Consider the following 24,068-nt stretch of genomic DNA (forward strand, 5'->3'; position numbering starts at 1 on the left):
CTACTGCCGGGAGGTGCCCGCTGCGGGCGCCTGGAGGGGCTTGGCCATGCAGCGGCTGGAGTCGTGGAAGCGGTAGAAGCCGAACTTCGGCGACGGGGCGTAGCCCTCGGAGAGGTAGAGGGCGATCGCCTCCGGCTGCCGGTCGCCCGTTTCGAGGACCATCCGCAGGCGGCCCGCCGCGCGGGCGTCCGCCTCCAGGGTCGCGAGGATGCGGCGGGCCAGGCCCAGGCCGCGGGCCTCCGGGACGACGTACATCCGCTTGAGCTCGGCGTCGCCGTCCGAGTAGCCCTCGTCGTTCTTCTCCTGGGTGCGCCAGCCGCCGGTCGCCACCGGGGCGCCGGTCGTGTCGTACGCCACTATGTACAGGCCCCGCGGCGGGGCGAACATCGCCGGATCCAGGAAGGTCGCGTCGCCCTCGCCCTGGTACCGCTCCTGGTATTCGAGCTGCACCTGGTCGTTGAGTTTGACCGCGTCCGGGTGGTCGTACGGCACGGTGCGGAAGTCGATCCCATGAGACATCCGAACATCGTACGGAACCCTCCCGCTATGGTGCTGGGATGCTCACTGTGACCTCCGTGAATGTGAATGGGATTCGGGCCGCCGCCAAGAAGGGCTTCGGGGCGTGGCTCGCGGGATCCGACGCCGACGTGGTCTGCCTGCAGGAGGTACGGGCCGAGGAGGGGCAGATCCCCGAGGAGGTGCGCTCTCCCGAGGGCTGGCACACCGTCTTCGCGGCGGCCGCCGTGAAGGGGCGGGCCGGGGTCGCGGTGTACACGCGGCGCGCGCCGGAGCGGGTGCAGGTCGGGTTCGGCAGCGGGGAATTCGACACCGCGGGCCGGTACCTGGAGATCGACCTGCCCGGTGTGACCGTGGCCAGCCTCTACCTGCCCTCCGGCGAGGCGGGCACGGAGAAGCAGGACGAGAAGTACCGGTTCATGGGGGAGTTCCTGACCTACCTCGCCGAGCTGAAGGTGCGGGCCGCCGCCGACGGGCGCGAGGTCGTGGTGTGCGGTGACTGGAACATCTGTCACCAGGAGGCCGACCTCAAGAACTGGAAGACCAACCGCAAGAACGCCGGCTTCCTCCCCGAGGAGCGCGAGTGGCTGGGGAAGGTCTACACGGAGGCCGGCTACGTCGACGTGGTGCGCGAGCTGCACCCCGACACCGAGGGCCCGTACTCCTGGTGGTCCTACCGCGGCCGCGCCTTCGACAACGACGCCGGCTGGCGGATCGACCTCCAGGTGGTGACCCCGGGGCTGGCCGCGAAGGCCGTGAAGGCTTTCGTCGAGCGGGCCGAGACGCACCCCGAGCGCTGGTCCGACCACGCGCCCGTGACCGTCGTCTACGAGCTCGGCGCCTGACCGGAGGGCGGGGCGGTGGACGCCAGCAGGCGGTCCATCGCCATCGTCAGCTCGGCCTCGACCACGCTCTTGGCGAGCGGGCGCAGCCGTGTGAGCGCCTCCGGTGAGATGTGGTCCGAGATCAGCTCGGTGAACAGCAGCGCCATCGCGTCCGCGTGCTCGCGGACGCGGCGCCCGGTCTCCAGGACCGCGGCCAGCGGAACGCCCTCGCGGACCAGCGCCGAGGAGACGTCCAGCAGGCGGCGGCTGACGTGGACGATCGCGTCGCCGTCGACGGCGAGGTAGCCGAGGTCGAGGGAGGCCGCCAGGTTCTCCGGGGTGACCTCGCCCTCGAAGTAGTCGGCCAGTTCCTCCGGGGTGAGGCGGACGGGGGTCTCCTCCGACCAGCCGATGCCGAGCAGCTCACCCAGCTGGCCGACGTCGCGGCCGTTCTCGAAGGCGGCGGTCAGCTCGGCGATGCCGCCGAGGGTGTGGCCGCGTTCCAGCAGGCCGGCGATGGTGCGCAGGCGGGCCAGGTGGTGGTCGTCGTACCAGGCGATGCGGCCCTCGCGGCGCGGCGGCGGGAGCAGTTTGCGCTCCCGGTAGAAGCGCAGGGTGCGCACCGGTATGCCGGCCGCTTCGGCCAGCTCCTCGGTGCGGTACTCGCGCACCGGCTTCGCTTGCATCTCATCCTTCGCCACAGACGCAGCCTATGGCGTACCGGCGGTAACTTTCCGGGTCCGCCCCCTACCCATGAGTACGGCGCTGCTCTACCCTCCCGATTGTGCCAGTGATTGCTGGCAGTGTTTCGATGGTGTGGTGCGTTGCGGCGTTGCGTGGCTGGAACTGCGGATGAGGCGGAAGGCGGCGGGCATGGGCGGCAAGGGCGGGCGCGAGGGGCGCGAGCACGTACGAGTGGCGGTGATCGGGTCCGGGTTCGGCGGACTCGGGGCCGCCGTGCGGCTGCGGCGCGAGGGGATCACGGACTTCGTCGTACTGGAACGGGCCGACTCGGTCGGGGGAACCTGGCGGGACAACAGCTATCCGGGATGCGCCTGCGACGTCCCGTCACACCTGTACTCCTTCTCCTTCGCGCCGAATCCGGACTGGCCGCGGACCTTCTCCGGGCAGCCCGCCATCCGGGAGTACCTGGAGCACGTCGCGGACACCTTCGGGCTGCGCCGGCACATCCGGCTCGACTCCGAGGTCCGGATGATGCGCTGGGACGCGGACGAGCTGCACTGGGAGATCGAGACCGCGCAGGGCGAGCTGACCGCCGACGTGGTGGTCTCGGCCACCGGGCCGCTGTCCGAGCCGAAGCTGCCTGAGGTGCCCGGACTCGCCGGGTTCCCCGGCAAGGTCTTCCACTCCGCGCGCTGGGACCACGACTACGACCTCTCCGGCAAGCGCGTCGCCATGATCGGTACGGGGGCCTCCGCGATCCAGATCGTGCCGGCCATCGCCCCCGACGTGGAGCGCCTGACGCTCTTCCAGCGGACCCCGCCGTGGGTCATGCCGCGCACCGACCGGGCCATCTCGACGGTGGAGCGCTGGCTGCACCGGCAGCTGCCCTTCACCCGCGCCGCGCGCCGGGGGCTGCTGTGGGGCATCCGGGAGCTCCAGGTCAGCGCCTTCACCAAGCGGCCGAACCAGCTCGGACTCGTCGAGGCGCTCGCGAAGGCCAACATGGCCCGGTCGATCAAGGACCCGGAGCTGCGCGCCAAGCTGACGCCCTCCTACCGGATCGGCTGCAAGCGGATCCTGCTCTCCAGCGAGTACTACCCGGCGCTGGCCCGGCCCAACGTGGACCTGGTCGCCTCCGGGCTGAAGGAGATCCGGGGCTCGGTCCTAGTCGCCGCCGACGGGACCGAGACCGAGGTCGACGCGATCGTCTTCGGTACGGGCTTCCACGTCACGGACATGCCGATCGCCGACCGGGTGGTGGGCGCGGAGGGCAGGACCCTCGCCGACCAGTGGAAGGACGGGATGCAGTCGCTGCGCGGGGCGACCGCGGCCGGCTTCCCCAACTGGATGACGATCATCGGCCCGAACACCGGGCTCGGGAACAGCTCGATGATCCTCATGATCGAGTCGCAGTTGAACTACATGGCCGACTACCTGCGGCAGTTGGGCATGCTGGGCGGGAAGGTCGCGCTCGCCGCGCGCCCCTCCGCCGTGAACAAGTGGAACCGGCAGGTGCAGGCCCGGATGGAGCGGACGGTCTGGAACACCGGCGGCTGCACCAGCTGGTACCTGGACGCGAACGGCCGCAACACGACGGTCTGGCCCGGCACGACCGGGGAGTTCCGCCGGGAGACGCGCAGCGTCGATCTGGCGGAGTACGAGGTCGTGCGCACCCGGGATCGCGAGCGGGTCCCGGCCGTCGCCGTGGCGACGGCCGCGACGGCCGCGACGGCCGCCGGGCCGAAGCCGCGGCGCTCCCGGGGGAGCGCCGCGGGGACCGCAGCTACGCCGCCGGCGGCCGTGCCCCCGGAGCCCCGCGCCGCGGACGACGGCGGGGCCGGCCTCGCAGCCGGCGGGGCCGGCGTCGCCGAGGGCGCCGCGTGAGCCGGCCGGCGCACGTCACCTCCGGCCCCTACGCCCCGCCCGCCGCCCGTCGCGAACTCGTCGCCGTCTCCGCCGACGGGGCGCAGCTGCACGTCGAGGTCCACGGGGACGAGGGCGCGCCGGCCGTGGTGCTGGCCCACGGCTGGACCTGCTCCACGGCGTTCTGGGCCGCGCAGATACGGGCCCTGGCCGCCACCCACCGGGTCGTCGCCTACGACCAGCGCGGACACGGGCGCAGCCCCGCCGCCCGGGAGCACAGCACCACCGCGCTCGCCGACGACCTCGTGGCGGTGCTCGGCGCCGCTCTCGCCCCGGGGGAGCGCGCGGTCGTCGCCGGGCACTCCATGGGCGGCATGACGATCATGGCGGCCGCGGCCCGGCCGGAGTTCGCCGAGCACGCCGCCGCCGCGCTGCTGTGCAGCACCGGCAGCTCCCGGCTGGTCGAGCAGGCCACGGTGCTGCCGGGGCGCGCCGGGCGGGTGCGGACCCGTGTCACCGGCGCGGTCCTCGGATCGCGCGCCCCGCTCGGGCCGGTCACGCCCGTCGCCCGCAAGGTCCTCAAGTACGCCACCATGGGCCCCGGCTCCGCGCCCGACCGGGTCGAGGCGTGCGCCGCAATCGTCCACGCCTGCCCCACCGGGGTGCGGCACGCCTGGTCCCAGGTGCTGGCCGGGCTGGACCTGGACGCCGACGTGGCACGGCTGACCGTCCCCACCGCCGTGATCGGCGGCACCGCCGACCGGCTCACCCCGGTCGTCCACGCCCGCGCGCTCGCCGCGGCGCTGCCGAACTGCGTGGGCCTCACCGAGCTCACCGGCATGGGGCACATGACCCCGGTCGAGGCTCCCGAGGCCGTCACCCGGGCCGTTCGCGAGCTGACCGCGCGCTATCTCGACACCACCGAGAAGGAGAAGACACCGTGAGTGCTCGCAGGAGTCTGGAAGGCCAGGTCGCCGTCGTCACCGGGGCCGCCCGCGGGGTCGGCGAGCTGCTCGCCCGCAAGCTGTCGGCCCGCGGCGCGCGGATCGCACTCGTCGGCCTGGAGCCGGAGGCCCTCAAGGAGGTCTCCGAGCGCCTGCACACCGACAGCGAGCACTGGCACGCCGACGTCACCGACCACGAGGCGATGGCGCGCGTCGCGCAGGAGGTCAAGGAGCGCTTCGGGAAGGTCGACATCGTCGTCGCCAACGCGGGCGTCGCCGCGGGAGGGCCGTTCGCCGACTCCGACCCCGACGCCTGGCGCCGGGTGATCGAGGTCAACCTGATCGGCGGTGCCGTCACCGCCCGGGCCTTCCTGCCCGTGCTGACGGAGAGCCGCGGCTACTTCCTCCAGATCGCCTCGCTCGCCGCCATCACCCCGGCGCCGATGATGACCGCCTACTGCGCTTCCAAGTCCGGCGTCGAGGCCTTCGCCCACTGCCTGCGCGCCGAGGTCGGCCACAAGGGCGTGGGGGTCGGGGTCGGCTACCTCTCGTGGACCGACACGGACATGGTGCGCGGCGCCGACCAGGACGAGGTCATGCGGGAGCTGCGCGGGCGGCTGCCGTGGCCGTCGAACCGCACCTACCCGCTGGGTCCGGCCGTCGACCGGATCGTCGCCGGCATCGTGCGGCGCTCGCCGCACGTGTACGCGCAGTGGTGGCTGCGCGGGATGCAGGGCGTGCGCGGCTACCTCCCCGGCATCATCGCGACGGTCGGGCAGCGCGAGATGAAGCGCTTCGAGCCCCGGCTGTCCGGCGTCTCCAGGGGGCTCGTCGGGGCGGGCGGCGCCGCGGACGAGCAGGAGCGCACGCGGAGCCGCTGACCGGGACGCCCGCGAGGGGCGCGGCCGTCACCGGCGGCCGCGCCCCTTCCGGCTGCCCTCACTGCCTGGGCGGCAGCTTCGGGCGGCGCCGGTCCGGTACGTCCGTGTAGCCGGGCGGCATCGCGGCAGGGTCCTGTTCGAGGAGCTCCAGTGCCAGGTGGACGGCGTCGTCCATCTGGGCGTGCCGCCCCTCCGCCCAGTCGAGCGGGGTGCGCAGGATCTCGAAGTCCGGCTCCACGCCGTGGTTCTCCACCGACCACCCGTACTCCGGGAACCAGGCGGCGTTCATCGGCACCGTGATCACCGTGCCGTCGCCGAGGGCGTGCCGGCCGGTCATGCCGACCACCCCGCCCCAGGTGCGCTGGCCCACCACCGGTCCCAGGCCCAGCAGTTTGAAGGCCGCCGTGATCATGTCCCCGTCCGATGAGGTCGCCTCGTCGGCCAGGGCCACGATCGGGCCGCGGGGCGCGTTGGAGGCGTAGCTGACGGGCTGGGCGTCACGCGTCAGGTCCCAGCCGAGGATGGAGCGGGTGAGCTTCTCCACCACCAGCTCGCTGATGTGGCCGCCGGCGTTGCCGCGCACGTCCACGATCAGCGCGGGCCGGGACATCTCCATGCGCAGGTCGCGGTTGAACTGCGCCCAGCCCGAGCCGCCCATGTCGGGGATGTGGAGGTACCCGCACCGGCCGCCGCTGAGTTCCCGGACCACTTGCCGGCGCTTGGACACCCAGTCCTGGTAGCGCAGCGGCCGCTCGTCGATCAGCGGGACGACGGCGACCCGCCGGGAGCGGCCCGAGCCCTCCGCCGGCTGGAAGGTCAGCTCGACCGTGGTGCCGCCCGCCCCGGCGAGCAGCGGGTAGGGGCCGGTGACCGGGTCCACGGGCCGGCCGTCGACGTGGGTGAGCACCGCCCCCTCCCGGATGCCGGTGCCGGCGAGCGGGGAGCGGGCCTTGGAGTCGGAGGACTCGCCGGGAAGGATCTTGCTGACCACCCATGTGCCGTCCCGGGGGACCAGGTTGGCGCCGAGCAGGCCGATGGCCCGCTGGTAGTGCGGGGGGCCTTCGTTGCGGCGGGAGGGGGAGACGTAGGCGTGCGAGGTGCCGAGTTCGCCGAGGACCTCGCGCAGCAGGTCGGCGAACTCGTCGGGGGAGGCGATCCGTTCGACCAGGGGGCGGTACTGGCGCAGTACGCCGTCCCAGTCGATGCCGCACATGTTCGGCTCCCAGAAGTAGGCGCGGATGATCCGCCCGGCCTCCTCGAAGGCCTGGCGCCACTCGGCCGCCGGGTCCACCTCGTGCAGGATGCGCCGCAGGTCCAGGTAGACCGTCGAGTCGCTGTCGCCCGATTCGGTGGCCGGGACGGCGCGCAGGTCGCCGTCGTCGTTGATCACGAGCCGGGTGCCGTCGCCGCTTACCGCGAACCAGTCGAGTCCCGAGGCCAGTTCGCTCTTGCGGGCCTTGGTCAGGTCGAAGTGCTCCAGGGTGGGCTTGCCGCTGATGTCGTTGGGGTTGGCGAAGGTCTCGCCGAGTGCGCCCGAGATCGGCCAGCGCAGCCAGACCAGTCCGCCGCCGTGCACCGGGTACAGGGCCGAGTACTTGGACGCGCTCACCGGGAACGGGGTGACCCGGCTCTCCAGCCCCTCCACCTCCACGGTCACGGCGCCGCCGTCGCCCGAGTTCTCCGAATCGCCCTCGACCGGGTCCAGGCCGCCCGCCGCGGGCCGTCCCTCCGCCGAGAGCGCGAAGGGCGAGGGGGTCGCGGAGGACAGCGGCACCAGGTACGGGCGGCAGCCCAGCGGGAAGGACAGGTCGCCGGTGTGCACGTCGTAGACCGGGTCGAAGCCGCGCCAGGACAGGAAGGCCAGGTAGCGCCCGTCCCGGGTGAAGACCGGGTTCTCGTCGGCGAAGCGGCCGTTGGTGACGTCGACGACGGTGCGCGCGCCGGGCCCGGAGATGCGGGCCATCTTGATCTGCCGCAGCGAGCGCCCGATGCCGGGATGCGACCAGGTCAGCCAGGTCCCGTCGGGGGAGAAGGCCAGGTCGGTGACGGGGCCGTTGATGGACCGGATCAGCTCGGTGACCTCGCCGCCCGACTCCTCCGACGCGTCGACGAGCAGCAGCCGCCCGTCGTTCGAGGCGATGGCGAGGCGCTCGCCGTCCGGGTCCGAGAGCAGTTCGGTCACGCGCCCCAGCTCGCCCGAGGCCAGCCGGCGCGGCTGCCGCTCCCCGGAGGCCCGGGGCAGGTAGGCGATCTCGATCGCGTCCTCGCCCTCGGCGTCGGTGACGTAGGCGACCTGTCCGCCGCTGCCGAGCATCTCCGGCAGCCGTACCCGCACGCCGGGGGTGTCGGCGATGGTCCGGGCCGGCCCGTCGCGGTGGGTCAGCCAGTAGAGGCTGCCGCGCACCACGACCGCGCTGGCCCGCCCGGTGGCGTCCACGGAGAGGGAGTCGACGTGGCTGGCGGCCGGCACCTGGTAGATGCGCCGGCCGGCGCGCGGGCCGCCGAGGCGGACCTGGAGCTTGCGCGGGGCGGCCTCGGGGGCCAGGGAGTCGACGAGCCAGATGTCCCCGGCGCACTGGTAGACGACCCGGGAGCCGTCGCTGGAGGCGTGCCGGGCGTAGAACTCGTCGTGGTCGGTGTGGCGGCGCAGGTCGGTGCCGTCGGGGAGGCAGGAGTAGAGGTTGCCGATGCCCTCGTGGTCGGAGAGGAAGGCGATCCGGCCGCCCACGAACATCGCGGCGTCCAGGTGCCCTTCCAGGTCCTCCAGGAGCTGGCGTCCGTGCAGCCAGAGCCGGCCCATGGCGCCGCCCCGGTAGCGCTTCCACGCGGCGGGCTCGTGGGGCGGCTTGCCGGTGAGCAGCAGGCTGCGGTGCTCGCCGTCGATGTCGGCGACCTGGATGTCGGAGACGGGCCCCCAGGGCAGGCGCCCGCCGGGGCTGCCGTCGGTGGGCAGTTTGTAGGCCCAGGAGAAGTACGAGAACGGCTGTTCGTGGGAGGAGACGGCGAGGATGTTGCCGTCGGGGTCCCAGCCGCAGACGCGGGTGTCGGTGGCGCCCCAGTGGCTCAGCTGCCGGGCGGGGCCGCCGTCGACGGGCGCCAGGTGGATCTCGGGGTCGAGGCTTCGCCAGGTGGTGAAGGCGATGTGCCGGCCGTCGGGGGAGAAGCGGGGGTGGCCGACCCGGGTCCGGTCGACGGTGACCCGCCAGGCACGTCCGGGGGTCTGGCCGTCGGGGACCAGCGGGGCGACCCAGAGGTCGTCCTCGGTGGCGAAACACAGAAGGTCGTCGTGCAGGTGCGGGAACCGGAGGTACGCGACGTCGTGACTCACCCCCCAATGCTTTCCGCGTGAGGGGGGCGCGGCAACTCGTACAGGTGATCCACGCCACCCCTACAAGCGAAACGGAACGGTTTCGTTTCGCTAGGGGGAGGGGTATCGTGTGAAGCGTACGGAACAGTTTCGTTCGGATGGAGGCGCGGAGATGACCGAGGCGATGGCGGCCCGGCGCAGCCGGATCACCCCCGAACGGCAGGCCGAACTGCACGAGGCGGTCCTCGACCTCCTGCGTGACGTCGGCTACGAGGCGTTGACCATGGACGCGGTCGCCGCCCGTACGAAGTCCAGCAAGGCCACCCTCTACCGCCAGTGGGGGAGCAAGCCGGAGCTGGTCGCCAAGGCCCTGCGGTGTACGCAGCCCGTTTCGCTGCGCGAGATCGACACGGGCAGCCTGCGCGGGGACTTCGCGCTCATGGTGGAGCATTCGGACGACGCGCAGATGGCCAAGGACACCGCGCTGATGCGGGGCCTGGCCCATGCCGTCCACGAGAGCCCGGAGCTCCACAAGGCACTGCGGGACCTGTTGGTGGACCCGGAGATCACCGGGCTGCAGGTGATGCTGCAGCGCGCGGTGGACCGGGGCGAGATCGCCCCGGGGTGCCCGGCCCTGGACTTCGTACCGCACATGCTCATCGGGGCGTTCATCGCGCTCCCGCTGATCGAGGACCGGCCGGTGGACCGGGCGTTCCTCGGTGACTTCATCGACGCCGTGGTCTTCCCCGCCCTCGGCGTCTGAACCTCCCCGGTTCAGTCCCCGGTCCCGTCCCCAGTCCGCGGCAACGATGCCGCCCTGCTGCTCCTGACACGCCGCTCTCGTCGTCGGGCCGGCTCCCCACGCCCTGATCCCTCCGGATCCATCCCACGACCTGAACGGGAGAACCACCGACGTGGCCACCTTCCTCTACCGACTCGGCCGGGGCGCCTTCAGGCGCCGCGGGCTCGTCGCCCTCCTCTGGGTGGCGCTGCTGTTCGCCGCCGGCTTCGGCGCCGCCACCGCGGCCGCCCCTACCTCCGGATCGTTCTCGATACCCGGCACGGAGGCCCAGAAGGCCTTCGACCTGCTGGACAAGAAGTTCCCCGGCATGGCCGCCGACGGCGCCACCGCGCGCATCGTCGTCAAGGCCCCCGCGGGTGCGAAGGTCACCGACCCCGGCCCCAAGGCCGAGGTCGAGAAGATCGTCAACGGGCTGAAGACCGGTCCGGGCGCGGAGCAGGTCGCCTCCGTGGCCAACCCCTACGAGGTGCAGGCGGTCAGCCAGGACGGCTCCACCACCTACATCAGCGCCAAGTACACCGTCAGCGGCATGGAGTTGAAGGACGCCACCCGCGACGCGCTCAAGGAGTCCGGCGACGACGCCAAGGCCGCGGGCCTGAACGTCCAGATCGGCGGTGACGCGCTGATGGTGGCCCCCGAGACCGGCTCCGGCGAGATCATCGGCATCCTCGTCGCCGCGATCGTCCTCGTGATCACCTTCGGCTCGCTCGTCGCGGCCGGTCTGCCGCTGCTGACGGCGATCATCGGCGTGGGCATCGGCGTCTCCTCCATCACCGCGCTCGCCAACGTGCTGGACCTCGGCAACACCACCGCCACCCTCGCCACGATGATCGGCCTCGCGGTCGGCATCGACTACGCCCTCTTCATCGTCTCCCGCTACCGCGCGGAGCTCGCCGAGGGCCGCGACCGCGACGAGGCCGCGGGCCGGGCCACCGGAACCGCCGGCTCCGCCGTCGTGTTCGCCGGTCTGACCGTGGTCATCGCCCTCGTGGGCCTGGCCGTCGTCAACATCCCGATGCTGACCAAGATGGGCGTCGCGGCCGCGGGCACCGTGGTCATCGCCGTGCTCGTCGCCCTCACCCTGGTCCCGGCCATCCTCGGCTTCGCGGGCAAGAAGGTCCTGCCGGCGGGCGAGAAGAGCAAGCTGTTCGGCAAGGGCAAGCCCGCCTCCGAGAAGAAGGCCAACGGCGGCACCCGCTGGGCCCGCTTCGTCCTGCGCCGCCCCGTCATGGTGCTGCTGGCCGGTGTGATCGGCCTCGGCATCATCGCCATCCCGGCGAGCAAGCTGGAGATGGGCCTGCCGGACGACGGCGCCCAGCCGGTCTCCACCACCCAGCGCCAGGCGTACGACCTGCTGTCCGAGGGCTTCGGCCCGGGCTTCAACGGCCCGCTGATGGTGGTCGTCGACGGCGACAAGGCCCTCGCGGACTCCACCGTGGACCGGATCAAGGGCCTGGAGGGCGTCGCCGCGGTCACCCCGCCGACCCCCAACGAGGCCGGCGACGCCGCGGTGATCACCGTCATCCCGAAGGACCGCCCCTCCTCCACCCAGACCGAGGACCTGGTCCACGAGATCCGCGACGGCAGCGGCGACGACGTCCTCGTCACCGGCGCCACCGCGATGAACATCGACTTCTCGCAGAAGATGAACGACGCGCTGCTGCCCTACCTGGCACTCGTCGTCGGCCTCGCCTTCCTGCTGCTGATGCTCGTCTTCCGCTCGATCCTGGTCCCGCTCAAGGCGGCCCTCGGCTTCCTGCTGTCGGTCGTCGCGGCCCTCGGCGCGGTCGTCGCGGTCTTCCAATGGGGCTGGCTCGGCTCGGTCTTCGGGGTGGAGCAGACCGGTCCGATCATGTCGATGATGCCGATCTTCATGGTCGGCGTGGTCTTCGGCCTGGCGATGGACTACGAGGTCTTCCTCGTCACCCGCATGCGGGAGGCGTACGTCCACGGCGAGCGCCCGGGCCAGGCGGTCGTGACCGGCTTCCAGTACAGCGCGCGGGTCGTCGTGGCCGCCGCCGTCATCATGATCGCGGTGTTCGCGGGCTTCATCGGGGCCAGCGAGCAGATGGTCAAGATGATCGGCTTCGGCCTGGCCGTCGCGGTCTTCTTCGACGCCTTCGTGGTCCGCATGGCCATCGTCCCGGCGGTGCTCGCACTGCTCGGCCACAAGGCCTGGTGGCTGCCCAAGTGGCTGGACCGGCTGCTGCCGAACGTGGACGTGGAGGGCGAGAGCCTGCGCAAGCACCTCGCCACCGAGTCCGCGGAAGGCGAGGGTCCGGACAAGGACCGCGAGCTGGTCAACGCCTGACCGACGCGCTGAGCACAGCCCGGCCCCGTACCCCCGATCACCGGGGGTACGGGGCCGGGCCCGTTGCGCCTAGCGGGTGGCGGTCGCGGTGGCGGCGTAGGTGCGCCGGAGGAAGCGGCGCAGCGCGGCGATGTCGAACTGGACCACCGCGACGCCCTCGGGGGAGTGGAACTCGACGACCGCCTGGACGCGGCCGCAGGGCCAGATGCGTACGTCTCCGGTCCCCGTAGGCGCCTGGAGGCCCGCCTCCAGCAGGGCCCGGGGGAAGACCCACTCGTTGTCGGTCCCCTCGGGGGACAGGTCGGCGGGGAAGACGATCCGCACGGCCAGCGGCTCGGCCGGGGCGAAGCGCAGGGCGACGGGGATCGCCCGGTAGAGGGGGTCGTCCGTGATCACACGGGCGCGGACCCGCTCTTCGACGGGGGCCGCGGTCGCGGTCGCTGGGAGATTCTCGGCGGGGGCTGACATCGACCAGACTCCTCGAATCGGAACATATCCGTCCGTTTGCCCTCCAGCCTCGCACATTCCCACGAAACCGCGCGCGACTATTTGTGATGCACTCGCTCTTGCCAACGGTTTGCAACTGGGCACTATTCTTGAACGGTTAAAGACCGTATAAGAAGCGGAGCCCACTCCATGCATGTGCCCGACGGATTCATCAACGCACCCGTCTCGGTGGCCGCCGGAGTGGCGGCAGCCGCAGCGGTGGCCGTCAGCCTCCGCGGCGCCCGCCGCGAACTCGACGAGCGGACCGCCCCGCTCGCCGGCCTCGTCGCCGCCTTCATCTTCGCCGTGCAGATGCTGAACTTCCCGGTCGCCGCCGGCACCAGCGGCCACCTGCTGGGCGGCGCGCTCGCGGCGATACTCGTCGGCCCCTACACCGGCGTGCTGTGCGTGTCCGTCGTCCTGCTCATGCAGGGCATCCTCTTCGCCGACGGCGGCCTGACCGCCCTCGGCGTGAACATCACCGTCATGGGCGTCGTCACCGTCGTCACCGCGCACCTGCTCTTCCGCGGGCTGCTGCGCGTCCTGCCGACCACCCGCCGCTCCGTGACCGCGGCCGGCTTCGTGGCCGCCCTGTTCTCGGTGCCCGCCGCGGCCGCCGCCTTCACCGCCGTCTACGCCGTCGGCGGCACCACCGACGTGCCCCTCGGCAAGGTCCTCACCGCCATGGTCGGCGTGCACGTCCTCATCGGCATCGGCGAGGCCCTCATCACCGCCGCGACCGTCGGTGCCGTGATCGCCGTACGTCCCGACCTGGTGCACGGGGCCCGCGGACTGGCCGCGCCGCTGAAGCTGCGCGTCGACGGGGCGCTCGTCGACGCGCCCGCCGCCGCCCCCGCGCCCGCCGCCGCCCCCGCGCCCGCCGCCGCCCCCGCGCCGGCCGCCGCGCCCGCCGTCGGCTCGACGAAGAAGGTCTGGGCGACCGGCCTGGTCACCGCGCTCGTCCTCGCCGGGTTCGTCTCCTTCTACGCCTCCGCCAACCCCGACGGCCTGGAGAAGGTCGCCGCCGACAAGGGCATCGACGAGAAGGTCGAGGAGCACGCCGCCGCCGATTCGCCGCTCGCCGACTACAGCGTCAAGGACGTCGACGACGCCCGCCTGTCCGGCGGCCTCGCCGGAGTCATCGGCGTCGGCGTCACCGTCGTCGCCGGCACCGGGATCTTCTGGGCCGTGCGCCGCCGCAAGTCGGACGAGCTGACGGCCGTCTCCACCTCCGCCCCGGTCGCCTGACATGGGTGCCGGCCACGCCCACAGGCTCTACCGCCCGGGCAGCTCGCCGGTCCACGCCCTGCCCCCGCACTGCAAGCTCGCCGCGACCTTCGGCTTCGTCGTGGTCGTGGTGTCCACACCGCGGGAGGCGGTGTGGGCCTTCGGCCTGTACGCACTGCTCCTCGCCGGGGTCGCGGCCGTGGCCCGGATCCCGGCCGGCTTCCTGCTGCGCAGGCTGCTGATCGAGATCCCCTTCGTCGCCTTCGCCGTGCTCATGCCCTTCGTGGCCGAGGGCGAGCGGGTCGAGGTCCTCGGCATGTCGCTCAGCGTCTCCGGCCTGTGGGGCGCCTGGAACGTCCTGGCCAAGGGGACCCTCGGGGTGGCCGCGTCCGTCCTGCTCGCCTCGACGACCGAGCTGCGGGCCCTCCTGCTGGGCCTCCAGCGGCTCAAGCTGCCGCCGCTGCTCGTGCAGATCGCCTCGTTCATGATCCGCTACGGCGACGTGATCGGCGACGAGCTGCGCCGGATGTCCATCGCCCGCCGCTCGCGCGGCTTCGAGGCGAGCGGGATCCGGCACTGGGGGGTGCTCGCCAAGACGGCGGGCGCGCTGTTCATCCGCTCCTACGAACGCGGCGAGCGGGTCTACCTGGCGATGGTCAGCCGCGGCTACGCCGGTTCCATGCCGGTCATCGACGAGGTCGTGGCCACGCGGGGCCAGTGGGCGTACGCGGCCGTCCTCCCGGTGACGGCCCTCGCCGTCTGTCTGATGGGATGGACCCTGTGACCAGTACCCCCTCGCCCGCGCCTGCGCCCGCCCCTTCGCTGGCAGTCGCCGGGCTCGCGTACGCCTATCCGGACGGCCACCAGGCCCTGTTCGGCGTCGACCTGACCGTCGGGCGCGGCGAGCGCGTCGCCCTGCTCGGCCCCAACGGCGCCGGCAAGACCACCCTCGTGCTGCACCTCAACGGCATCCTCACCGGCGGCGTCGGCTCGGTGGCCGTGGCCGGGCTCCCGGTGGAGAAGCGGAACCTGGCCGAGATCCGGCGCCGGGTCGGGATCGTCTTCCAGGACCCCGACGACCAGTTGTTCATGCCGACCGTGCGGGAGGACGTGGCCTTCGGGCCGGCGGCCGCCGGCATGCGGGGCGCGGAGCTGGAGGAGCGGGTCCGGGCCGCCCTGGAGCAGGTCGGCATGGCCGACTTCGCCGACCGGCCGCCGCACCACCTCTCCTTCGGGCAGCGCCGCCGGGTCGCCGTGGCGACCGTACTGGCCATGCGGCCGGAGATCCTGGTCCTGGACGAGCCCTCGTCCAACCTGGACCCGGCCTCCCGCCGCGAGCTCGCCGACATCCTGCGCTCGCTCGACGTCACCGTGCTGATGGTGACGCACGACCTGCCGTACGCGCTGGAGCTGTGCCCGCGCTCGGTGATCCTCAGCGAAGGGGTCATCGCGGCCGACGGCCGCACGCAGGACCTGCTGTGCGACGAGAAGCTGATGCGCGCCCACCGGCTGGAGCTCCCCTTCGGCTTCGACCCGCGTACGCCCCTTCTGACGCACCCCTCGCACTGATCGGCGCCGGGGCGCCTCCCAGGGCTCCGGGCCGCTGCGTCGGACTCCGTCCGCCGGTCGGAGGCCGGGCCCGGTGGGTGGCCGCTCCGGGTACCGGGGAAGCAGGACCGTCCGGTCAGCGTTGATCTGTGGCGTAGGGGTAGACGTAGGCGCCCTCGGCGTCGCGGCAGGTGGTGGGAGCAGACGTGGATGTCCACGGGACGGTGGCGGAGGGCTTCGAGCCCGTCAGGGAAGCGTTCGTACGCAACTTCGAGGTGCTCGGGGACCGGGGCGCGGCCGTCGCCGTCTACCGGGACGGCCGCAAGGTCGTGGACCTGTGGGGCGGCACCCGGGACGCCGACGGCACCGAGCCGTGGACCGGGGGCACCGCGCAGATCGTCCGCTCCGCCACCAAGGGCGTGGCCGCCGCGGTCCCGCTGCTCCTGCACCAGCACGGGCTGCTCGACCTGGACGCCCCGGTCGGCGGGTACTGGCCGGAGTTCAAGGCCGGCGGCAAGGAGAGGATCCTCGTACGGGACCTGCTCGCCCACCGCGCGGGCGTCCCGGCCCTGGACCGCGGACTGACCGCCGCCGAGGCCGCGGACGGGGTGTCCGGGCCGCGCGCGGTCGCCGCGCAGCACCCCTTCTGGGAGCCGGGCACCGGGCACGGCTACCACGCCCAGACCTACAGCTGGCTGCTGTCCGAGCTGGTGCTCCGGGTGACCGGCCGCACGCTGGGCTCCGTCCTGGCGGAGGACATCGCCGAGCCGCTCGGCCTGGACTTCTGGATCGGCCTGCCGGACGCCGAGGCCGACGCCGGAAGGGTGGGCCGGGTGGCCCCCGTCGAGCCGCCGGAGAGCGCCGGCATGCTGAGGACCCGCCCGCGCAGAAACGTTTCCGAGGCCTACGCCGACCCCGGCTCCCTCACCCGCCGCGCCTTCGCCGCCATCGATCCGCTGCCCGACGAGAACGCCCCCGCGTACCGGGCCGCCGAGCTCCCCGCCTCGAACGGCATCGGCACGGCCCGCGCCCTGGCCCGCTTCTACGGGGCCACCATCGGCGTGGTCGAGGACGGCGCCCGGATCTTCACCCCGGCCACCACCGGGATCGCCGCGCGCGAGCACTCCGCGGGCCCGGACCGGGTGCTCGTCGTGAACACCCGCTTCGGCGCCGGCTACATGCTGCACGGCCCCGCCTCGCCGCTGCTCTCGCCCGCCTCCTTCGGCCACCCGGGCCGCGGCGGCTCCCTGGGCTTCGCGGACCCGGACGCCGGCATCGGCTTCGGCTACGTCACCAACGCCCTGGCCAAGTCGGTCACCGCCGACCCCCGGGCCCAGGCCCTGGTACGGGCCCTGAAGTCAGCCCTCTGACGGCTGCGAGGGCTGCTCCGGCCGTTCGCGTACGTCGGCCACGGTGGCCCCGGCGTGCCGGACGAGGTCGCCGGGAGCCATCGGGAACACCGTGTGCGGGGTCCCGGCCGCCGCCCACACCGTGTCGTGGGCCAGCAGCGACCGGTCGGCCAGCACCCTGGTGCGCGTACGGTGCCCGAACGGGGGGACCCCGCCGATGGCGTAGCCGGTGGCTTCCCGCACCACGGCCGCGTCCGCCCGGGTCACCCGGGCCGCGCCCAGCTCGCGGCCGACCGCCTCGACGTCCACGCGGGAGGCCCCGTCCATGAGGACCAGGACGGGCACCCCGTCCGCCGCGAAGATCAGCGACTTGACGATCTGGCCGAGCTCGCAGCCGATCGCGGCGGCGGCCTCGGCGGCGGTCCGGGTGGCCTCCGGGAAGGCCCGTACCTCGGCGTCGATGCCGAGCGCGGTCAGGGCCTCGGCGAAACGGGGGTGCGCGGTGGTCGTCATGCGGGGACGCTAGCGCGGTCCGGGTGCGCCGCGCGAGGCGATCGGGGCCCGGTGTCAGCCCGGTTGACGCACCTGGGCGGGGAGCCGGCCCCGGTGTCAGCCCGTTTGACGCAGCCGGGCTAGGAGCCGGACCCCGGTGTCAGCCCGCGTTCAGGACCTTGGCGACGATCGGCCCGGCGGCCTCGCCGCCGTGGCCGCCGCCCTCGACCATCGCGGCCGCGGCCACGTCGCCGCTGAAACCGGTGAACCAGCTGTCCGGGCTGTCCCCGGCGCCGCCGACCTCGGCCGAGCCGGTCTTCGCGCCCTTGTCCGAGCCGCGGACCGGGGCCATCGCCTCGCGCGCGGTGCCGCTGGTCGCCGTCAGCTTCATCATGGAGACGAGCTGCTGCTGCACGGAGGACTTCATCCGGCGCTGGGCCGTGGCGACCGTCCGGCCGTCCAGTTCGGGCGAGACCAGCAGCGGCTGGCGGAACACGCCGGTGCGGGCGGTCGCGGTGATGGACGCGACGTTCAGCGGGTTCATCGTGATCTGGCCCTGCCCGATGTACGCGGCGGCCGCCGACGCGCCCGTCGCCGGCGGGACCTTGCCGTCGGTGGACTTGATGCCCGTCTTCCAGTCCAGGCCGATGCCGAAGACCTCCGCGGCCTCCTTGGGCAGCGCGGAGTCGTCGTCGACGGGCTTGATCTGCTTGATGAAGGCGGTGTTGCAGGACCGGGCGAAGGAGGTCGAGAAGTTCGTGCCGGCCGGCAGGTCGAAGTTCTTCAGGTTGTGGAAGGCGCGGCCGCCCCAGGACACCTCCTTCGGGCACTCCGCCGGCTTGTCGGCGGCGACCAGGCCGCGGTCCAGCAGCATCGCCCCCGTCACGATCTTCATCGTGGAGCCGGGCGCCCGGTTGCCCTGCATCGCCGCGTTGAAGCCGTCCTTGCGGTGGTTCGCGACGGCCAGGATGTGCCCGTTGCTCGGCTTGACGGCGACCACCGAGGCCTCGGGGAACGCGACGACCGCCTGCTCGGCCGCCGCCTGCACCTTCGCGTCCAGGTAGGTCTTGAGGGTGCTCGGCTCGCCCTCGACGAGGGTCAGCAGCGTCCGCTTGGGCGCCTCCTTCGCGGCCGGCTCGATCCACACCTCTGCCCCGGGCTTGCCGCCCGCCTTGTCCCCGTAGCTCTGGCGCAGCTCGTCGAGGACCTGGCGCAGCGAGGGGAACTTCTCCGCGGTCAGCTCCTCGCCGTTGCGGTCCACGGCCTTCACGGGCGGGTTCGCGGGGGCGCCCGCGCGCAGCTTCTCGTCCTTCTGGAGCTGCGGGTGGATCACCGAGGGCTGCCAGTCGACCAGCGGCTTCCCGCTGGTCAGCCCGCGTACGACGGTCAGTTGGGAGTCGTAGGCGAGCGGCTTGGTGGTGCCCTCGTAGGTGATTTCCGCCTCGACCTTGAAGGGCACGGTGGCGCCGTTCGCCTCGCCGGGAGTGATCACGGCCTTGGAGACGTACGCCTTGGTCTTGAACTCCCCGACCGCGGTCTGTGCGGCGGCGGCGTTGTTGGTCAGGTCGGCCGCTCCCCGCTCGTCCCCGGACGCCCAGGCCGCCAGGAAGGCCTTGGCGGTCTTGGCGGCCTCCTTCTCGCCGACCGGCCCGCTGCCTTTGCCGGACTGGACGGTGGTGTCCGAGTCGGACCCCTCGCCGCTGTCCCCGACCAGGGTGTACACCCCGTACCCGGCTCCGCCGAGCATCGCCAGGAACACACCGCCGATGACGGCGCCTTTAGCTGCCCCGTTCACTTTTTCGTCCTCCCCCATGGTCACGACTCTCTGAACGCGTTCAAAGAGCCCTTGGCTTCGACCTTACTCTGCGGAGTCGGGTGGTGTGCAGTTGTTACCGGACCGGAATATCTGGAGGGCCGCCCGTCGGGAGCCCGTCGTAAACCGCTTGGGGCCGGCGGGCCCCGGCCCTAGGGTGCGCCCGTGGAGCTCACATACCGGCGGTTCGACCCTTCCGAGGCCTCCGAGGCCGACGCCCTCATCGCCTTCCTCACCGCGGACACCTGGCCGTTCCACGGCGCGGCCGTGGTCGGAGCCGACCAGGCCCGGCGGTGGGTCGCGGACGGCCGCTTCGACGGCGGCGACACCAGGACCTTCTGGATCACCGACGGCAACGACACCCTCGGGCTCGTCCGCCTCATGGACCTCGGCGACAGCACGCCCGTCTTCGACCTGCGGATTCGCACCCGCTACCGGGGGCGGGGCGTCGGCGGCCAGGCCCTGGTCTGGCTGACGGCGTACCTGTTCGCCGAGTTCCCGGCGATCCGGCGGATCGAGGGCACCACGCGCCAGGACAACGCGGCGATGCGGCGCACCTTCCGGCGGTGCGGCTACGTGAAGGAGGCCCACTACCGCGACGGATGGCCCGCCGCCGACGGCAGCGCGGTCCACGACGCCGTCGGCTACGCGATCCTGCGCAGGGACTGGCTCGCCGGTACGACCACGACCCCCGTCTGGGACGACGAGCCCTCCTGAGCGGGGCCGGGACCGGTCGAAGTGCATGCGCCGGGGCTGTGTTCTAGCGTCGGAAGGGCGAGGGCGACCGATTGCGTCGAGCCGGTCGCCCGCCCCGGAGTCCCCGCTCCGCGCCGCCGCCCCCGCCCGTGGTCCGGCGCATCCGCGGATCGCGTGACCGACCGAGAGAGCAGGTGCATCCGCGTGCGTCCATCGGCTTGTATCCCCAGCATCCTCGCCGGCCTGGCCCTCGCCGTGGGCGGCGCCGTCGCCCTGGCCCCGTCCGCCCAGGCGGACGTGAAGGCCTGCGAACAGTACGTCGCCCAGCACGCCCCGAAGGCCACGGACGGCGCCGCGGAGGCGTGCTACCAGGGCCAGATCGGCAACCAGACCAGCTGCGTCTCGAGCCTCGTCGCGGTCGGCGCGAGCAAGGACGCGGCGAACTCGGCCTGCGAAGCGTCCCGCTGACCCTCTGGGGTCCTCGGCCCCGGGCTCCTACTCCCTGGCCGGCTCCATGGCTTCGGCACGTCGGTAGCCCAGGCTCCCACCAGCACCGCTACCGGCCGGTCGACCAATGGGACGACACGACGACCACGGAACGCGCCGTCGGCAACGCGATCGTCGTGGCTCCCCGATAACCCGGGTTCACGATCGGCAGCCGCCGGCGGTAACGGCGACGGCTGCCGCACCATCAGGTGCCGGGCCGTCCCTTCCTGCGTCTGGAGCGGCTCGGGCCGCCTCCGGGCAGGAGGGATCTGCTCAGGTCTCGTCCGAGGTCTGCTCGATCGGTTGGGGTGACGGTTCTACAAGGGACCGTCTGGGCACTTGCGCCGTCCGTGGGCCGTGGAGGGGTGGCTGGCGGCCGCCGGCGACAACCACGACGGGCCCGGCACCTGTCTGTGCCGGGCCCGTCGTTTTCGCTGCTAGACCCAGGTGTCCAGCCACATGCGGCCCCGCCAGGAGTCCATGGGCAAGGTCTGGCCCGTGTAGATGGGCCAGAAGTAGATGAAGTTCCACACGATCAGCAGGACCAGTACGCCCGCGCCGATCGCGCCCAGGGCTCTGCGGCGTTCCGAGGAGCCGGCCGGGCCCAGGAGGGCGCCGATCATCATCGCCACCGCCAGGCACAGGTACGGGACGAAGACCACCGCGTAGAAGTAGAAGATCGTCCGCTCCTGGTAGTTGAACCAGGGCAGCAGGCCCGCGGCCAGTGCGCACGCGATCGCGCCCGCCCGCCAGTCGCGGCGGAAGAACCACCGCCACAGCACGTACAGCAGCGCGAAGCAGCCCGCCCACCACAGCAGCGGCGTGCCCAGGGCCAGGACCTCGCGGGCGCACTTGCCGGCCGCCGTCGCCGGGCAGCCGTCGGTGCCGGGCTCGGGGGACTCGTAGAAGTACGAGACGGGCCGGCCCAGCACCAGCCAGCTCCAGGGATTGGACTCGTACGTGTGCCCGGAGGTCAGGCCGACGTGGAAGTCGTAGACCTCGGTCTCGTAGTGCCACAGGCTGCGCACCCACTCCGGCAGGAACGACAGCGAGCTGTTCTGGTCGTTCTTGGCCGCCCAGTCGCGCAGGTAGCCGCCCTTGCCGTTGTCCGGGCTGAAGATCCAGCCCGACCAGGAGGCCACGTACGTCACGATCGCCACCGGCACCGTGGAGACGAAGGCGGGCAGCGCGTCACGGCGCAGCATCGCCGCGTACGGAGCGCCCGCGCCCGCGGTGCGGCGGGCGGCCGCGTCCCACAGCACGGTGAGGATGCCGAAGAAGGCCAGGACGACGAAGCCGTTCCACTTCGTGCCGGCGGCCAGGCCCAGGCAGACCCCGGCCAGGATCCGGTACGGGCGCCAGCCCAGCCGCAGGGTCTCGGCGATCCTCGCGTCGGGCCGGGTCCGGCCCTCCTCGTCCACCGGCAGTGCGTCCGCGAGCCGGGCCCTGGCCCGGTCGCGGTCGATGAGCAGCGCCCCGAAGGCGGCGAGCACGAAGAACATCAGCACCAGGTCGAGCAGTGCCGTGCGGCTCATCACCAGGTGCAGGCCGTCCACCGCCAGCAGCGCGCCCGCCAGGCAGCCGAGGAAGGTCGAGCGGAACAGGCGCCGCCCGATCCGGCACAGCATCAGCACCGACAGGGTGCCGAGCACGGCGGTCATGAACCGCCAGCCGAAGGGGGTGAGGCCGAACATCCACTCGCCGAGGCCGATCACCCACTTGCCGACGGGCGGGTGCACGACGTAGCCCGGGTCCACCGGCAGGGCGACCCCGTCCGGGTTGGCGAGGATCGACTTGTCGATGTCCTTGGGCCAGTTCGCCTCGTAGCCCTGCTTGATCGTGGCCCAGGCGTCCTTGGCGTAGTACGTCTCGTCGAATATCACCGCCTTCGGGCTGCCCAGGTGCACGAACCGCAGCACGCCCGCGACCAGTGCCACCAGCAGCGGTCCCGCCCACGCCGTGATGCGCTGCCAGGTGCCCCACACCTCCGGCGGCAGCCCGAAGGTCATCCACAGCTGCCGGGACGGCTTCGTGTACGGGGGCACCAGGCGGGTGCGGACGTCCACGCGCGGCGACGCGCCGGCTGCCGGCGCGTAGCCGAAGCCGCGCAGGCGGCGCAGCCAGGTGGGCGGCTCTTCTTCGCCGCCCGCCGTTGCCGGGGGCAGGGCCCCCGCGGGGCTGGGCGGCGGCGTCGCGGTACTGGTCACCGGCACATCGTAGGGAAGAGATCTGTGTGTGCCCCAGTGGCGTGGGTGACGAGCCGCGGGACTGAGAGGATGGGCGGGTGACAACTGACCAGCCCCGCGTGACCGAGCCCACCTCCACGGAGGGCGTCCTCGTCCTCGCCGGCACCCCCATCGGCGATCTCGCCGACGCCCCGCCGCGCCTGGCCGCGGAGCTGGAGCGGGCCGACGTCGTCGCCGCCGAGGACACCCGGCGGCTGCGCCGGCTGACCCAGGGGCTGGGCGTGCACACCACCGGGCGCGTCGTGTCGTACTTCGAGGGCAACGAGTCGGCCCGCACCCCGGAACTGGTCGAGGCCCTGGTCGGCGGGGCGCGCGTGCTGCTGGTGACCGACGCCGGCATGCCGTCCGTCTCCGACCCCGGCTACCGGCTGGTCGCCGCCGCCGTGGAGAAGGACATCAAGGTCACCGCGGTCCCCGGGCCGTCGGCCGTGCTCACCGCGCTCGCGCTGTCCGGGCTGCCCGTGGACCGGTTCTGCTTCGAGGGCTTCCTGCCGCGCAAGGCGGGCGAGCGCCTGGGCCGGCTGCGCGAGGTCGAGGGCGAGCGGCGCACGCTCGTCTACTTCGAGGCCCCGCACCGGCTCGACGACACCCTGGCGGCGATGGCCGAGGTCTTCGGCGCCGAGCGGCGGGCCGCGGTCTGCCGCGAGCTCACGAAGACCTACGAGGAGGTCAAGCGCGGCGGGCTCGGCGAGCTCGCGGCCTGGGCCGCCGAGGGGGTGCGCGGGGAGATCACCGTCGTGGTGGAGGGCGCCCCGGCGGCCGGACCCGGCGACGTGGACGACGAGGAGCTCGTGCGCCGGGTACGGGTGCGCGAAGAGGCGGGGGAGCGCCGCAAGGAGGCCATCGCGGCCGTCGCGGCGGAGGCCGGCGTACCCAAGCGCGACGTCTTCGACGCGGTCGTGGCGGCAAAGAATGCGGCACAAAAGGCGCCATAGACCGGTAAAGGGCTAGCCTGAAAGGCAAAGCTCAGACCGTGCGCCGGGCGCTTTGGGCATGAGTCGCCCAAAGGTCGTCCAACACTGGACAGGACCTGATGCGCTCCCGCCCGAAGAGGCGTCCACTGGCAGAGGCACAGTGGAACAAGAGGAGCTGGCATGAGTGAGATCGCAGACACCCCGGTACCGGTCCAGGCCTCGGCACCCGCACGCTTCCCCAGCCCCGACGTGCAGACCGTGCACGAGGCGTACTCCTTCGCGTGCATGCGCTGCGGCTACGGCTGGGAGCAGGGGTACCACATCGAGCACCACGTCGACGGCCGCGGCGAGCCGTTCATCATGTACACGGTCGACGGCGAGCGGGTGCCCTCACCGCTGTCCAACCCGACCTGCATGAACTGCGGCGGGCACGTCGTGCGGATCATGCGCGCGGGGCAGGTCTCCTCGGTGCTCGGGATGATCGACCACCTCTACCACCACCGCATCGCCCCCGGGATCGCCGGACCGGTGCCGGCGGGGGCGAACGTCCCGCGCACCCCGAAGCCCCGCAGGGCCGCCGGGGTCCACGACGCCCCCGGACCCGTCGCCATCGGCGAGGCCGAGAAGCGCGGGGGCCTGCTCTTCCGGCTGAAGGGCTTCTTCCGCCGGTCATAGGATC

21 protein-coding genes are annotated in these 24,068 nt (G+C 72.8%); 14 read left to right on the forward strand and 7 right to left on the reverse strand.

The window, feature by feature from the left end; all coding sequences use genetic code 11:
* A complete protein-coding gene (locus OHA91_RS22285) occupies positions 1-519 on the reverse strand; it encodes a GNAT family N-acetyltransferase (RefSeq protein WP_266500641.1) in 519 nt (172 codons plus the stop codon).
* 38 nt (positions 520-557) lie between these two features.
* Here OHA91_RS22285 and OHA91_RS22290 point away from each other — a divergent pair, with 38 nt between their 5' ends.
* Complete coding sequence (locus OHA91_RS22290) at positions 558-1,361, forward strand: exodeoxyribonuclease III (RefSeq protein ID WP_328739836.1); 804 nt, start codon at positions 558-560, stop codon at positions 1,359-1,361.
* Here the strand turns inward: OHA91_RS22290 and OHA91_RS22295 are convergent.
* Entirely contained in the window at positions 1,343-2,026 is a 684-nt protein-coding gene (locus OHA91_RS22295; RefSeq protein ID WP_031150706.1) for a MerR family transcriptional regulator, read from the reverse strand. The two genes, OHA91_RS22290 and OHA91_RS22295, sit on opposite strands and share 19 nt — an antisense overlap.
* A 166-nt stretch (positions 2,027-2,192) precedes the next feature.
* Here OHA91_RS22295 and OHA91_RS22300 point away from each other — a divergent pair, with 166 nt between their 5' ends.
* The 3 genes from OHA91_RS22300 to OHA91_RS22310 are packed head-to-tail and all read left to right on the forward strand — an operon-like array spanning position 2,193 to position 5,712.
* The gene (locus OHA91_RS22300; RefSeq protein ID WP_266500646.1) at positions 2,193-3,908 is read left to right on the forward strand and encodes a flavin-containing monooxygenase; all 1,716 of its coding nucleotides are present in this window, start codon (positions 2,193-2,195) and stop codon (positions 3,906-3,908) included.
* Positions 3,905-4,831 (forward strand): alpha/beta fold hydrolase, encoded by a 927-nt coding sequence (locus OHA91_RS22305; RefSeq protein ID WP_328739837.1) that lies wholly within the window; start codon positions 3,905-3,907, stop codon positions 4,829-4,831. Before OHA91_RS22300 ends, OHA91_RS22305 begins: the two co-directional genes overlap by 4 nt.
* On the forward strand, positions 4,828-5,712 hold the full coding sequence (locus OHA91_RS22310) for an SDR family oxidoreductase (protein WP_328739838.1): 885 nt from the start codon (positions 4,828-4,830) through the stop codon (positions 5,710-5,712). Before OHA91_RS22305 ends, OHA91_RS22310 begins: the two co-directional genes overlap by 4 nt.
* Before the next feature lie 58 nt (positions 5,713-5,770).
* On the opposite strand, the gene OHA91_RS22315 is transcribed toward OHA91_RS22310, so the two are convergent.
* The gene (locus OHA91_RS22315; protein ID WP_031150714.1) at positions 5,771-9,040 is read right to left on the reverse strand and encodes a S41 family peptidase; all 3,270 of its coding nucleotides are present in this window, start codon (positions 9,038-9,040) and stop codon (positions 5,771-5,773) included.
* Positions 9,041-9,191: 151 nt separating this feature from the next.
* Here OHA91_RS22315 and OHA91_RS22320 point away from each other — a divergent pair, with 151 nt between their 5' ends.
* Both OHA91_RS22320 and OHA91_RS22325 read left to right on the forward strand, forming a co-directional pair.
* Entirely contained in the window at positions 9,192-9,782 is a 591-nt protein-coding gene (locus OHA91_RS22320) for a TetR/AcrR family transcriptional regulator (protein ID WP_030827458.1), read from the forward strand.
* 151 nt (positions 9,783-9,933) lie between these two features.
* Positions 9,934-12,132 carry an MMPL family transporter gene (locus OHA91_RS22325; protein WP_031150717.1) on the forward strand — a complete coding sequence of 733 codons (2,199 nt, stop codon included), beginning with the start codon at positions 9,934-9,936 and terminating at the stop codon, positions 12,130-12,132.
* Positions 12,133-12,201: 69 nt separating this feature from the next.
* On the opposite strand, the gene OHA91_RS22330 is transcribed toward OHA91_RS22325, so the two are convergent.
* Positions 12,202-12,600, reverse strand: coding sequence for an SsgA family sporulation/cell division regulator (locus tag OHA91_RS22330; RefSeq protein ID WP_031150719.1), 399 nt, complete (start codon positions 12,598-12,600; stop codon positions 12,202-12,204).
* A gap of 168 nt (positions 12,601-12,768) precedes the next feature.
* Here OHA91_RS22330 and OHA91_RS22335 point away from each other — a divergent pair, with 168 nt between their 5' ends.
* From OHA91_RS22335 to OHA91_RS22350, 4 genes are all read left to right on the forward strand, one after another.
* Positions 12,769-13,866: an energy-coupling factor ABC transporter permease gene (locus OHA91_RS22335; protein WP_266500659.1), complete on the forward strand. Its 1,098-nt coding sequence runs from the start codon at positions 12,769-12,771 to the stop codon at positions 13,864-13,866.
* Between the two features lies 1 nt (position 13,867).
* Positions 13,868-14,629 carry a cobalt ECF transporter T component CbiQ gene (gene cbiQ, locus OHA91_RS22340; protein ID WP_031150723.1) on the forward strand — a complete coding sequence of 254 codons (762 nt, stop codon included), beginning with the start codon at positions 13,868-13,870 and terminating at the stop codon, positions 14,627-14,629.
* Positions 14,617-15,414, forward strand: coding sequence for an energy-coupling factor ABC transporter ATP-binding protein (locus OHA91_RS22345; RefSeq protein WP_031150725.1), 798 nt, complete (start codon positions 14,617-14,619; stop codon positions 15,412-15,414). The genes cbiQ and OHA91_RS22345 overlap by 13 nt, the downstream gene beginning before the upstream one ends.
* 185 nt (positions 15,415-15,599) lie before the next feature.
* A complete protein-coding gene (locus tag OHA91_RS22350; protein WP_266500663.1) occupies positions 15,600-16,763 on the forward strand; it encodes a serine hydrolase domain-containing protein in 1,164 nt (387 codons plus the stop codon).
* Here the strand turns inward: OHA91_RS22350 and OHA91_RS22355 are convergent.
* Positions 16,752-17,255, reverse strand: a complete 504-nt coding sequence (locus OHA91_RS22355) for a YbaK/EbsC family protein (RefSeq protein ID WP_031150729.1) — start codon at positions 17,253-17,255, stop codon at positions 16,752-16,754. The genes OHA91_RS22350 and OHA91_RS22355 overlap by 12 nt on opposite strands.
* Positions 17,256-17,394: 139 nt before the next feature.
* Positions 17,395-19,047, reverse strand: a complete 1,653-nt coding sequence (locus tag OHA91_RS22360; protein ID WP_031150731.1) for a penicillin-binding transpeptidase domain-containing protein — start codon at positions 19,045-19,047, stop codon at positions 17,395-17,397.
* Between the two features lie 165 nt (positions 19,048-19,212).
* On the opposite strand from OHA91_RS22360, the gene OHA91_RS22365 reads away from it, so the two are divergent.
* The gene (locus tag OHA91_RS22365) at positions 19,213-19,764 is read left to right on the forward strand and encodes a GNAT family N-acetyltransferase (RefSeq protein ID WP_328739840.1); all 552 of its coding nucleotides are present in this window, start codon (positions 19,213-19,215) and stop codon (positions 19,762-19,764) included.
* A gap of 183 nt (positions 19,765-19,947) precedes the next feature.
* Complete coding sequence (locus tag OHA91_RS22370) at positions 19,948-20,211, forward strand: hypothetical protein (protein WP_158714773.1); 264 nt, start codon at positions 19,948-19,950, stop codon at positions 20,209-20,211.
* Positions 20,212-20,666: 455 nt separating this feature from the next.
* On the opposite strand, the gene OHA91_RS22375 is transcribed toward OHA91_RS22370, so the two are convergent.
* A complete protein-coding gene (locus OHA91_RS22375) occupies positions 20,667-22,436 on the reverse strand; it encodes a dolichyl-phosphate-mannose--protein mannosyltransferase (protein ID WP_031150740.1) in 1,770 nt (589 codons plus the stop codon).
* A 77-nt stretch (positions 22,437-22,513) separates the two neighbouring features.
* Here OHA91_RS22375 and rsmI point away from each other — a divergent pair, with 77 nt between their 5' ends.
* Both rsmI and OHA91_RS22385 read left to right on the forward strand, forming a co-directional pair.
* Complete coding sequence (gene rsmI / locus OHA91_RS22380; protein ID WP_328739841.1) at positions 22,514-23,410, forward strand: 16S rRNA (cytidine(1402)-2'-O)-methyltransferase; 897 nt, start codon at positions 22,514-22,516, stop codon at positions 23,408-23,410.
* 159 nt (positions 23,411-23,569) lie between these two features.
* The gene (locus OHA91_RS22385) at positions 23,570-24,064 is read left to right on the forward strand and encodes a hypothetical protein (RefSeq protein ID WP_031150744.1); all 495 of its coding nucleotides are present in this window, start codon (positions 23,570-23,572) and stop codon (positions 24,062-24,064) included.
* The last annotated feature ends 4 nt before the right edge of the window (positions 24,065-24,068 follow it).

The organism is Streptomyces erythrochromogenes (genome assembly GCF_036170895.1).
GTDB classification, from domain to species: domain Bacteria; phylum Actinomycetota; class Actinomycetes; order Streptomycetales; family Streptomycetaceae; genus Streptomyces; species Streptomyces erythrochromogenes.